We start from the raw sequence: 12,947 nt of genomic DNA, 5'->3' as shown, positions 1-12,947 counted from the left end.
CTACAGAAAAATTAAGTTTCCCGAATTCACGTTATAAAGAAGAATTGAGTGATGATGTTAATTTGGCTGAAAAGGATTGAATGGTTCGACATTAATGTGGGAAATCACACAAAATCAGGTATTTTTTGCCGCACCGTAATTTAAACTGGAATTGAATTAATTTTTACTGGTATAGATCACAGAATGGACAATATCTCACATAAAATTGAGAAAAATCTTAATTACAGACTCGGAAAATTACTTTAATGTGTCGAATGTTTGCCGGAGGCCCTATCTAAAAGGTTAGCATGGATGCTCTTACTAATTCATATTGCCTTTCTCTATTATCACTGTTCTTTTTAAGTCAAGAGAAATCCTTACTATTTGAAATCCCCACTATTTGAAATGCCTAATATTTTATATCGGTATTAAGTAGGGTGCGCCTTGAGTTCTCTCGTTTTGTTACTGGGGAGGAGTGTAAAGAATGTCATAATAAGTGACTAAACCATCTTTGTCATAAAGCTTTAATGCCACTTGACTAGCTCTATTTTATATCTGTGTTAAAGCTAACATTTTGAATTTTAAAAATTTAATTTTTTCCGGATTCAATTGAATAAAGAAAATTACCATTGGTTATTGCCGAATAGCTGTTGATTAGTGGCATAAAGTGAGTGACAAGTACAAACTCTTGCTCAATTCTCACTAATTGACTAAGTAACGTGAACCAAAAAGTAGATTTTCCTCAAAACGCTCAGCATTTAAGCAATGAGCTATTAGAGAAAGTGCAAGGTTTTGATACTAAAGCGCTTTATTGGCTAAGTGGCTATTGCTCGGGGATTGCCGATGCTCGACATAATACGCCTCAATTGTCGCAAACTAATCAATTGTTGCAAGCGCAGTTGGAGGCATCCGTTGCACAGCCAGTTGCGCTTAAAACGGTTGTGCTTTATGGATCACAAACCGGTAATGCGCAGTCTATTGCTGAAAATCTCCATCAAGCACTTTCGCAAAAAGGCATTGACGCTGAATTGGTTTCAACGGCTGACTTCAAAGCGAACAAACTTAAAGAGCAACAAGTGATTTTGGTGGTCGCATCAACGCATGGTGAGGGTGAACCACCTGATGATGCAATTGACTTCCATGAGTTTATTCGAAGTAAGCGTGCGCCAAAGTTAGCTGACGTGCAACATGCTGTGTTAAGTCTGGGAGATTCAAGTTATGAATTTTTCTGTCAAACCGGCAAAGATTTTGATCAGGCATTGACTAAGCTGGGTTCCAAAGCTTTGGTTGAGCGCGTTGATTGCGATTTAGATTATGCCGAGCCGTCGCAAAACTGGATTAAACAGGTTGTAGAAGCGCTTGAGAAATTAACGACTGTTAATAATACGGCTAATAGTACGGCAGTTGGACAGACGGGAAGCGCCACTGATAATCTAGTAACCAGTCAGTACACCCGTGACAATCCATTTACTGCAACTATTTTAGATAATCAAAAAATTACCGGACGTGATTCGGTAAAACATATTAATCACATTGAAATTTCTTTAGAAGATTCTGGTATTGTTTATGAGCCGGGCGACTCTTTAGGAATCTGGCCAAAAAATAATTTACAAACTGTGCAAGAAATTTTAGCGACATTAAAACTGTCCGGTGAAGAAAATGTAACGGTTAAGAGTGGCGAAAAAACACTGCTTAGCGCACTGACAGAGAATCTGGAAGTTTCGTTATTGACCAAAGATTTTATTCGTGAATATGCCATACTCGCAAAAAGTGACGAGTTAAATAAAATTGCAGAAAGTGAATTTTCAGAATATATCAAAAACCATCAAGTTATCGATGTGGTGTTGGCTGCGCCAGCACAAATTTCAGCACAACAGTTAGTTGATTTATTAAAACCAATTAAACCGCGTTTGTATTCAATTTCATCAAGCTTACAGGCGAATCCTGAAGAAGTTCATATCACGGTTGGTCTGGAAGAATCTGAAAATGAGCAAGGAACTCGCTTTGGTACGGCTAGTTACTATTTGCTTGAATCATTGGCAGCAGATGATGAAGTGTTGGTTTACATTGATAAAAACAAAAACTTCAAATTACCTGTGGCAGATAAACCAGTAATTATGATTGGCCCAGGCACTGGTATTGCACCATTCCGTGCTTTTCTGCAAGAACGTCAAGAGACCGAGGCCAATGGTGCAAACTGGTTATTCTTTGGCAATCCAAATTTCAATACTGATTTTTTATATCAAGTTGAACTACAGGCTTATTTAAAAGATGGTCTGCTTAATCAATTAAGTGTCGCTTTTTCTCGAGACCAAGCGGAGAAAATCTATGTGCAAGATCGTCTGTTAGAAAGTGCAGCACAAGTCTGGCAATGGATTAATGAGCAGGGCGCTTATCTTTATGTTTGTGGTGACATGAACAGAATGGCCAAAGATGTGAACAATGCACTAATCCAGATTATTCAATCTGAAGGTGGTTTGAATCAGGAAGATGCTGAAGCTTACCTGAGTCAGCTAAGAAAAGATAAACGTTACCAAAGAGATGTATACTGATTATGACTATTAAGCAGACTCAATACGATCCGACGATTCATTCGGATGTTGAAAGAATTAAAGTTGAAAGTAACTATTTACGCGGCACAATAACACCGAGTTTACAAGATCCGATTACGGGTTCGGTTGCTGATGATGATTTAATGTTGATTAAGTTTCATGGGATTTATCAGCAAGACGATCGTGATTTGAGAAACGAGCGCAGAAAACAAAAACTCGAGCCATTGTATTCATTTATGATTCGGGCACGTGTACCTGGCGGAGTTGCAAGCGCTGAGCAGTATATTCAATTGGCAGAACTTGCGACACAATATTCAAATGGCAGCTTACGACTAACAACGCGTCAAGCATTTCAATGGCATGGTGTTTTTAAGCGAAATTTAAAAACAACGATTGCTGGAATCAATCAAACAATGCTCGATACTATCGCGGCTTGTGGCGATGTGAATCGTAACGTTATGGGTAATCCGTTACCACAAACTTCAAAAATTCATGCCGAGGTTTACGAGTGGGCAAAAAAAATCAGCGAGCACTTATTACCTAAAACTAAAGCCTATCATGAGATCTGGCTAGATGGCGAAAAAGTTGAATCAACTCAAGAGCCTATTTATGGGCAAACTTATTTGCCACGAAAATTTAAAACAGCAATTGCAGTACCGCCTTATAATGATGTGGATATATTTGCCAATGATTTAGGCTTTATTGCTATTGTCGAAAATGATGAACTGATTGGGTTTAATGTTGCTACAGGCGGCGGTATGGGAAGCTCTCATGGTGACGAGACAACTTATCCACGTGTTGCTGATGTAATTGGTTTTTGTACCCTAGACCAAGTACTGCAAGTTTCTGAGAATGTAGTTAAAGTTCAGCGCGATTATGGTAATCGAGAAGTGAGAAAGCTTGCTCGTTTAAAATACACAATCGATCGTTTAGGAATCGAACAATTTAAATCGATTTTAAATGAATACCTCGGATTTGAGTTGGCTCCAGCAAAACCTTATGAGTTTACTCATAACGGCGATCGTTATGGTTGGATGCAAGACGAAAATGGAAACTGGCACTTAACACTCTATATTCACAGTGGCCGAATTATTGATAATGATGAGGCGAAACTATTTACCGGGCTTTTGGAAATCGCAAAAATTCATTCTGGAGAATTTAGAATTTCCCCAAATCAAAATTTAATTATCAGTAACATTCAGCCTGAAGTTAAAGACAAAGTTGCTGCACTTGTTCAACAATACAATATTAGTATTGGTGATAAAGAGTCGCCAACAAGATTGAACTCACTTGCTTGTGTAGCATTTCCAACTTGCTCGTTGGCAATGGCAGAAGCTGAAAGGTATTTGCCGACATTTTTAGACAAACTCGAAGCTTTGATGGATAAGTATTCATTGCAGACACAACCGATTAATGTGCGCATGACGGGGTGTCCTAATGGCTGTGCTCGACCATTTTTGGCCGAAGTAGGACTGGTTGGTAAGGCACCTGGTAAATACAATTTATATTTAGGTGGTAATCCCGTGGGGAGTCGTTTAAATAAACTTTATCGAGAAAATATTGGTGAGCCACAAATTCTTGAAGCGCTTGAATCAATATTAGAAAACTATGCTAAGCAGCGTGAAAGTAATGAGAGCTTTGGCGACTATGTAATTAGAGCCAATTACGTCAAAGCAGTTGTTAATGGTTTGGACTTTCATCAGTAAATACGTTGACTTTTAACTCTGTTGACAAGTTCATCTTGTCAACATGACAAATTAATGTAGGAGATGACCGTGTTAGATTCGGTTTGGAATGAAAGAAAAATACAAGAAGCGAATGAAATTCTTGAACCCAAAACAGCACAAGAGCGAATTGAGTGGGCGTTAGAAAATTTGCCTGGTGAGTTTGCTCTTTCTTCAAGCTTTGGGGTTCAGTCGGCGGTCAGTCTGCATATGGTGACGCAATTGAAAAAAGATATTCCGGTGATATTAACCGATACGGGATATCTCTTTCCTGAAACCTATCAATTTGTCGATGAATTGACCAGCCGATTACAATTAAATTTAAAAGTTTATCGCGCTAAAGTTTCAAGCGTCTGGCAAGAAGCTCGTTATGGCAAACTCTGGGAAAAAGGTGTTGATGGTTTAACCCGTTACAATCAGATGAATAAAGTCGAACCGATGGAGCGTGGACTGGAAGAATTAAATGTATTGACTTGGTTTGCTGGATTGATGCGTAGCCAATCCAATAGTCGACAAAACTTGCCAGTTATTCAAAAAATTCGTGGCAGAATTAAAGTTCATCCATTAATTGACTGGAATAATCGAACCGTTTATCAGTATTTAAAAGCGAATGATTTGCCTTATCATCCTTTGTGGGAAAAAGGTTATGTTTCGATTGGTGATACTCATAGCACTGTCCCACTAAGTTTGGGAATGAGCGAAGAAGAAACAAGGTTTGGTGGTGTAAAGCGTGAATGTGGTTTACACGAAGATAATTTTTCAAGCTTGTAACGACTTCCACAAAACGATTGTTACTAAAATAATTACTGCTCGCATTTGACAACTAAGTCTTATATCAATTGCCAAATGCGAGTTGCCACTTTGACTAAATTTCTGAAAACTAAATTTTATCCAATCAATGTTCATCGTCAGTTCTTTAGTGGAGTAACTCGAGTTTTATTGAATATTCTGATATGAGTTGTTGTTATTCGTTCTTTTCTTATCGACCAATAGATTATTATTGCTACAATAGTCAGTAGCGTTGCTATTTCGCATTTAACAAGATAACCTGTGTGTCACTCAAAACTATTTTGGTGTCACCTTTAATGCTTGGTGTCTTTATTGTTAACAGCCTGATTATCGCTATTGTCGTCTTGATTCACTATGAAATCTTGCATCAATTGACGCATCAATTACCACGATTGAGAGTAAAACATAATTTTAAAATTGTGATCGGTGTTTTTGGTGCACTATTTGCGCATATAGTTGAGGTGTGGGTATTTGCTTTAGCTTATTATGTGATGATTCATATTAGCGGGTGGGGAAATTTAGTTGGAAACTCTAGCGGTTCGCTCATGGATTGTGCTTATTTTTCCTTCACAACTTACACAACCTTGGGGTTTGGCGATATACAACCGGTTGGTGAAATTCGATATTTGACGGGGATAGAATCATTAACTGGACTAGTGTTAGTCACCTGGACTGCTTCATTTTTATATTATGAAATGAAAAGTTATTGGAAAGAAAATTAAATAAACTGCCGGTTAGTCGACCCGGCAGCTTCAATGTTTTGGTGAGTATCGGTTACCGCTTTAGCTTATACCTCAGCGTTCCTCACAAACGTGACAACAACTTTTAGTTTTTTAAACGACACATTAGTTTCAACTAAAAGCCAATGCTGCTAGGTTTTATTGAATGTTAATGTGGCGTTGACTGTTTTTTGGTAACTCTGATTTTTTCAAATGTAATTGTAATAGACCATCTTTGAATTCTGCGTGAATATCTGCTTCGCAGACGTTTTCAGGCAGATTAAAGGTGCGCTCAAAATGGCCATAAAATCGCTCAATGGTGTGAAGCTTTTTATCTTCTTTTTCAAATTTTCGCTCACCCGATAAAGTGAGATAATTGTTGTTAATCGCCACTTTGATATCTTCTTTTTTGACTTCTGGTAATTCAACTTTAATGAGATATTCACTGGCATCTTCAGTGACATCAACGAGCGGTTTCCAACTTGATTCGATAGCAGAGTCTTGAAAGTTACTCATTAATCGAGTGGAAGGTGAAAAAAAACTGTCAAATTCTCTAAAAGGATTCCATCTAACTAAACTCATGATCTTGTCTCCTAGTTTTTTAAATGAATCTATGAAGGGTGGAATAACTTGACTACCACGATGTAATTGTAAATAAATTGAGCAAATGCGTATTGACTAAGGTCAAAAAGAACAGTAGATCGAAGGTACGAAATATGCTTATTAATTTAAATATTCAACAGAACTGTGCTAAGTTGGCGTAAATAATCGGTTAATATATGGCTTTTTCTTATAAGCAATTGGTTAAATAATGGTTGATATTCGTCGAATATTCTGTAGGATAAACAGTGATTCCCTTAAATAAATAAGATCATGTTCTCAAAATCTTTTAATTTTAAATTCTCTCCTTATATCCCAACTCCCCTTGTGGGTTAGTTAATCTATTTTTTTATTTATCGTTTTAAAAAAGTTTAATTAATTATCTGTGAACCGCGGGCTAATCCAGGTTCAGGTAATAACTCAAATCTGAAAACAAAGTGAGTGTAAAAATGCAAATGATTGACTGGCAGCGTGCCGTGATCAAGGTGGGGAGTGCGTTAATCGCGCCAGAGGGAAATGGTTGTAGTATTCGTTATCTGTTGGCATTAGCTGAGTTTATTCAACATTCTGTGCAACATGGTAAAGAGGTGGTACTGGTTTCATCGGGGAGTGTTGCCGCAGGGGCAGGGCTAATGAAATTTGATTTGGCTCAGCAGGTCTCTATTCCGCAAAAGCAGGCTCTCGCTGCAGTGGGCCAATCTTATTTAATGCAACATTGGCAAAAATTATTTGATAATCAATGCGCACAAATTTTATTGACGCGTTCTGATTTGGAAAGTAGTAAGCGTGTAGCGAATGCAAAAAATACGCTCAATACGTTATTACAGATGCAGGCAATCCCAATTATCAATGAAAATGATTCTGTGGTGATTGATGAATTAGTGGTTGGTGATAATGATAATCTGGCGGCACAGGTCGCTGTTATGTGCGATGCTGACCTGCTGATTATTTGTAGCGATGTCGATGGATTATACAACAAAAATCCACAGCTTCATGCCGATGCGCAATTAATCGAAGTGGTTGAAACGATTGATGATTCAATTTTGCAAAGTGCTGGAATAACCACAAACCCGATTGCAACCGGAGGTATGAAAACTAAAATTCAGGCAGCAGATACGGCGATGCAAGCAGGCATTAATACGTTAATTGTTAATGGTAGAAAAGCGGCAACTTTTGAACAGCTCAAGCAAACGCGGCAAACAGGCACACTATTTTTTGCTGCGTCTAGCCGAATGAATAGCATGCTGAATTAGGAGAAAATTATAATGAATACTCAAGACTTAACGGCGATTAAACAACAATGTGAGCAAACTCGTAAAGCAGCAAAAGCAATCGCATTAGCCAACCCGACACAAAAAAATGCAATTTTGTTCTCAATGGTAAAAGCATTAATAGAAAATAAAGCCACTATACTCGCGGCCAATGAGCGTGATGTTGAACAGGCGGAAAAAGACGGCTTGTCTGCAGCGATGATCGATCGGTTAACCATTAATTTAACAGGCATTGAGCAAATGCAAAAAGCCTTGGCTGAAGTGGCCGAATTGCCTGATCCGTTATCGGAAGTCTTGCCTATGACAAAAAGGCCAAATGGTATAAAAGTGCGTAAAAAGAGAATTCCGCTAGGGGTTATTTTAATGATTTATGAATCACGCCCCAATGTTACTGTTGAAGCGGCTGCGTTGGCTTTAAAAAGTGGTAATGGGATTATTTTACGTGGCGGCAAAGAAGCTTTTCATTCCAATCAAGCCATTGCTACCTGCTGGCAAAAAGCACTCACTGACAATGGTTTTCATCCTGCTGGAATCACCGTACTCGCATCGACTGATCGCCAGTTAATGAATGAATTACTCAAGCTGGATGAGCTTATAGATGTTGTCATTCCTCGGGGTGGCGAAGGACTCATCAGACATGTGGTCGCCAATAGCCATATCCCTGTAATTAAGCATTATAAGGGCGTTTGTCATTTATATGTTGATGAATCGGCTGACTTGCCTCTGGCTCTGGATTTATTGATTAATGGTAAAACGCAGCGCCCTGGCGTGTGCAATGCACTGGAAGGGTTAATTGTTCATCAGCATATCGCTTCTGCATTTTTGCCCGAAGCCGCCAGCGCTTTGCAAGCAAAAGGGGTCAAATTATATGGATGCTCTAAAACTCGACAACTGCTACCAGAAATTGAGGCTGCTGATGGTGATTTATTTGCCAAAGAATTTTTAGCATTGGAGATTTCTATTGTGACTGTTGATTCGTTTGATGAAGCGGTTGAGTTTATCGATCAATATGGTTCTGGTCATACCGAAGTCATCGCAACACAATCGCAAGATAATGCCGAGCGATTTATTAATGAAGTCGATGCATCGGTGGTTATGGTTAATGCTTCTTCGCGATTTTCTGATGGTGGAGAGTTGGGTTTAGGTGCTGAAATTGGAATTTCAACCTCTAAAATTCATGCTTACGGGCCAATGGGACTAGAATCATTGACATCACAAAAATTTGTGGTTGAAGGTGAAGGGCAAATTCGCTGATTCAGTATAATTCAGTGGTGTTTTGGTTGTATTAATCATTCATACTGACTTTTTGTGAAAGCATGGACTTGTTCTATTTATCGTTTGTGTGTAAGCTTTTCTATTATCGTGGTCCGATGAGGTTGGCCACTTATCTTCACTATTTAATCGATCTGAAAGTTTCAATAAGAAAGCACTAATAAGAAAGTATTAATAAATAGACAACTAATCGATATCAAATAGACAATAAGATAAGTGGTTAAATCGGATTTATTTAATATATTCGGATTTATTTAACATATAAACAGGTCAAATAAACCTGTTTTGACTTATTCGCCGATTATACTGTTAAACAACCCGATTTTACTTTGTCAATTAAATTCCACATAATTTAGTTTAAACGTGAGCACAATGGCTAAACATTAACCGGTTAATAATCGCTATGACGCAAAAACAAGACAACAATGATTCTCAAGCACCAAGTTCAACCGAGCAACAGCCCAATTCGCAATCGCCTGTAATAACGACAGCACCATCTATTAAGGGAAGTTACAAACGTGTTGCGATTGTTGCAGGATTGCGTACGCCTTTTGCTAAACAGTTAACTTTTTTTAAAAACACCAGTGGTATTGAACTGGGTCAAATGGTCGTCAGCGAATTGATTGCGCAGGCAGATATTGACCCAATACTGATTGAGCGTGTCGTTTTTGGGCAAGCACTGATTCAACCTGATGCACCAAATATAGCGCGAGAAATTGTGCTGGCTGCGGGATTGCCGGTGACAACCGATGCGTTTAGCCTATCGAAAGCCTGTGCCACAGGATTTCAGACAACCGCTACTATTGCTGAGTCAATTATGGCGGGTTCAATTAGTGTTGGCATCGCTGGTGGAGCAGACAGTTCGTCTGTTGTACCGATAGGGATCCACAAGAAACTGGCATCAATTTTAATGGCATTAACCAAAGCTAAAACGATGAAACAGCGTGCGAAAATTTTAAGTCAGGTGAAAGCACGGTATCTGTTACCGGTACCTCCGTCGGTAAAAGAATACTCAACTGGACTGAGGATGGGCGATAGCGCCGAGCAAATGGCACGCGACTTTGGTATTACCCGTGAACGGCAAGATGAATTTGCACATCGCTCCCATGAGTTGGCATCTCAAGCCTGGAGTAAGGGCTGGCTGGCTAACGAAGTCATGACGGCTTATGTCGAGCCATTTAAAGAAACTTTGTCGATTGATAATAATGTTCGTTTTGAATCAAAGCTGGCTGCATATAGTAAACTGCAACCGGCATTTGATAAACAATTTGGTACCTTAACGGCAGCCAACAGCACCGGACTAACTGATGGTGCCAGTGCTCTTTTATTGATGAGTGAGCAAAAAGCCAAAACACTAGGATATGAGCCACTTGGTTATATTCGCAGTTATGGTTTTGCCGCTTTAGGTGTTGAAAAAAATATGCTGATGGGGCCTGCCTATGCAGCGCCCATTGCGCTAGACAAAGCGGGAATGCAGCTTTCGGATTTGACCTTGATCGATATGCATGAAGCTTTCGCCGCACAGGCATTATGTAATGTGAATGCTTTTGCCAGTGAAAGTTTTGCTCGCGAAAATTTAAATCGTTCTCAACCGATTGGCGAAATTGATTGGGATAAATTCAATGTACTGGGCGGGTCATTGGCTTATGGACATCCATTTGCAGCAACTGGCGGCAGAATGATTACACAAACGCTAAATGAGTTACAACGCCGCGGAGGTGGCACTGCTTTAGTCACTGCTTGTGCTGCCGGTGGTTTAGGGGCTGCAATGGTTTTGGAGACGGAATAATGAAAAATATTGAGCAGTCAGTGTTTCATTTTACGGTAGAAAACCAGATAGGCTGGGTAACTATCGATGTACAGGGCGATTCACAAAATACGCTAAAGGCATCTTTTGTTGATGCGTTTAATCAAATTTTGGATGAAATTGAAAACCACAATGCGATAAGCGCGTTGATTGTGATGAGCGGCAAGCCGGATAACTTTATATCAGGTGCCGATATTTCAATGCTAAAGCAAATTCAAACCGCAGAGCAGGCAAGTGAGTTGGCACAACAAGGTCAGCAAATTTTCAATCGATTAGAAAATCTCAAAATGCCCGTAGTTGCGGCAATAAATGGGGCTTGTTTAGGTGGTGGACTTGAATTGGCGCTGGCATGTAGCCATCGCATTGCAACCGACGAAAAATCAACGCGATTGGGACTACCAGAAGTGCAATTGGGACTGCTACCGGGGAGTGGTGGAACGCAACGTTTACCCAGGTTAATCGGAATTGCTCAAGCTTTAACACTGATGTTAACCGGCAAACAGTTAGTTGCCCGGCAGGCTAAAAAAGTGGGGTTAGTCGATGAAGTCGTTCCGCTCACACACTTAAAACAAGCTGCAGTGCGTTGTGCGCAAATGCACATGGGAAAAGTAAGACGCAAAGCGAGTGAGTTAGAGAATAATTTTGCTAAAAAAGGTTGGCTCAATCAAGCAAAATGGCAACAATTGATATTAGAGTCGCATCAGTATGGTCGCGATTTGATTTTTAATAAAGCCTTACAAAATGCTGAGCAAAAAACTCGTGGTAATTATCCTGCACCTGACAAAATTATTCGTTCTGTCAAACAAGGGTTAGAAAAAGGATTTGCAGCAGGACTGGCGCTTGAAGCTGAATTATTTGGTCAGCTTGTGGTGTCTAAAGAAGCTAAACAATTAATCAATATCTTTTTTGCAACAACAGCACTTAAAAAAGAAACGGGCGCACCGGAAGGTATAGTGCCCACAAAAGTCGAGCGACTTGGTGTTTTAGGCGGTGGCTTAATGGGCGCTGGAGTTGCGTATGTGTCAATTGAAAAAGCGTTTAACCGAGTACGTTTAAAAGATACCAGTGAAGCTGGCATTAATCATGCGTTGAAATACTGCTGGAATATTTATCGACAGCGGGTTAAACGAAAGCATATAACAATCAGTGAAGCAAGTCGACGGTTTGCACGGTTAAGTGGTACAACACAGTATCGTGGTTTTAAAACAGTCGATTTAGTGATTGAAGCTGTGTTTGAAGATTTAAATTTAAAGCAGCAAATGGTATGTGAAATAGAAAAAGAATGTCACTCGGAAGTTATTTTTGCTACCAATACGTCCTCAATTCCAATTGCGGATATTGCCAGCGCAAGTAAGCATCCAGAACGAGTTATCGGTATGCATTACTTTTCGCCAGTTGAAAAAATGCCTTTACTCGAAATTGTCGTCACTGAAAAGACTTCGCCACAAGTGATTGCGACCTGTGTTGCATTAGGGAAGGCACAAGGTAAAACGGTAATTGTTGTCAATGATGGCGCCGGATTTTATACCAGTCGAATATTAGCGCCATTTATTAATGAAGCTGGATATCTGCTGGTCGATGGTGTTGCTATCGATCAAATTGATAATGCGTTACAGAATGCTGGGTTTCCTGTTGGACCGTTGACATTACTCGATGAAGTTGGGATTGATGTTGGAAGTAAAATAGCGCCGATATTAGTCGAAAAGCTTGGCCAACGCTTTGCGCCCCCTGAAGTTTTCAGCAAACTAATTGATGATAATCGCAAAGGTAAAAAGAATAATCGGGGCTTTTATCAGTATCAATCCACTTCGCCGATTTTGAAATGGGTGAGCAGACAATCAAACAAACAAGTTGATTCTAGTGTTTATCCTTTGCTCGGCATTAATGTTAATCGATTAAATCACTCGATTGATGAACAGGAAATTGCGCAACGTTGTTTACTACAAATGGTTAACGAGGCTGTTTATTGTTTACAAGAAAACATCATTAATAGTCCGCGTGATGGAGATATTGGTGCAATTTTTGGATTAGGGTTTCCGCCATTTCTGGGCGGACCATTCCGATATGTTGACTCTCAGGGAGCAGGAAAAATTGTTGAACAACTAAGGTTGTTACAAAATTGCCTTGGGGATCGCTTTAAGCCGGCAGAGCAATTGGTGAAAATGGCTGAAAATAATGAAACTTTTTATTAAATGAGTTGATTGATACTGTAGTCTTGAATATTTTTATGCTGG

General features: G+C 39.5%; 9 protein-coding genes. 8 read left to right on the top strand and 1 reads right to left on the bottom strand.

What is annotated here, in order from left to right:
- Positions 1–698 precede the first annotated feature (698 nt).
- The 4 genes from ABVT42_RS04490 to ABVT42_RS04475 all read left to right on the top strand — a co-directional run bounded on the left by ABVT42_RS04490 (position 699) and on the right by ABVT42_RS04475 (position 5,766).
- Complete coding sequence (locus ABVT42_RS04490; protein WP_353873942.1) at positions 699–2,531, top strand: assimilatory sulfite reductase (NADPH) flavoprotein subunit; 1,833 nt, start codon at positions 699–701, stop codon at positions 2,529–2,531.
- A gap of 2 nt (positions 2,532–2,533) precedes the next feature.
- Entirely contained in the window at positions 2,534–4,237 is a 1,704-nt protein-coding gene (cysI, locus tag ABVT42_RS04485; protein ID WP_353873940.1) for an assimilatory sulfite reductase (NADPH) hemoprotein subunit, read from the top strand.
- Positions 4,238–4,306: 69 nt separating this feature from the next.
- Entirely contained in the window at positions 4,307–5,026 is a 720-nt protein-coding gene (locus ABVT42_RS04480) for a phosphoadenylyl-sulfate reductase (protein ID WP_353873939.1), read from the top strand.
- 281 nt (positions 5,027–5,307) lie between these two features.
- Positions 5,308–5,766 carry a potassium channel family protein gene (locus ABVT42_RS04475; RefSeq protein ID WP_353873938.1) on the top strand — a complete coding sequence of 153 codons (459 nt, stop codon included), beginning with the start codon at positions 5,308–5,310 and terminating at the stop codon, positions 5,764–5,766.
- A 156-nt stretch (positions 5,767–5,922) separates the two neighbouring features.
- Here ABVT42_RS04475 and ABVT42_RS04470 read toward each other — a convergent pair whose 3' ends face one another.
- Entirely contained in the window at positions 5,923–6,345 is a 423-nt protein-coding gene (locus ABVT42_RS04470; protein ID WP_353873937.1) for an Hsp20/alpha crystallin family protein, read from the bottom strand.
- Between the two features lie 467 nt (positions 6,346–6,812).
- On the opposite strand from ABVT42_RS04470, the gene proB reads away from it, so the two are divergent.
- From proB to fadJ, 4 genes are all read left to right on the top strand, one after another.
- Positions 6,813–7,616, top strand: coding sequence for a glutamate 5-kinase (gene proB / locus ABVT42_RS04465; protein ID WP_353873936.1), 804 nt, complete (start codon positions 6,813–6,815; stop codon positions 7,614–7,616).
- A gap of 12 nt (positions 7,617–7,628) precedes the next feature.
- The gene (locus ABVT42_RS04460; protein WP_353873935.1) at positions 7,629–8,888 is read left to right on the top strand and encodes a glutamate-5-semialdehyde dehydrogenase; all 1,260 of its coding nucleotides are present in this window, start codon (positions 7,629–7,631) and stop codon (positions 8,886–8,888) included.
- Between the two features lie 421 nt (positions 8,889–9,309).
- On the top strand, positions 9,310–10,695 hold the full coding sequence (gene fadI, locus ABVT42_RS04455; RefSeq protein WP_353873934.1) for an acetyl-CoA C-acyltransferase FadI: 1,386 nt from the start codon (positions 9,310–9,312) through the stop codon (positions 10,693–10,695).
- Positions 10,695–12,905 (top strand): fatty acid oxidation complex subunit alpha FadJ, encoded by a 2,211-nt coding sequence (fadJ, locus tag ABVT42_RS04450; RefSeq protein WP_353873933.1) that lies wholly within the window; start codon positions 10,695–10,697, stop codon positions 12,903–12,905. Before fadI ends, fadJ begins: the two co-directional genes overlap by 1 nt.
- Positions 12,906–12,947 lie beyond the last annotated feature (42 nt).

Source organism: Aliikangiella maris (genome assembly GCF_040719265.1).
In the GTDB taxonomy this organism is placed as follows: Bacteria; Pseudomonadota; Gammaproteobacteria; order Enterobacterales; family Kangiellaceae; genus Aliikangiella; species Aliikangiella maris.
This window is presented reverse-complemented; position numbering and strand designations above follow the sequence as displayed.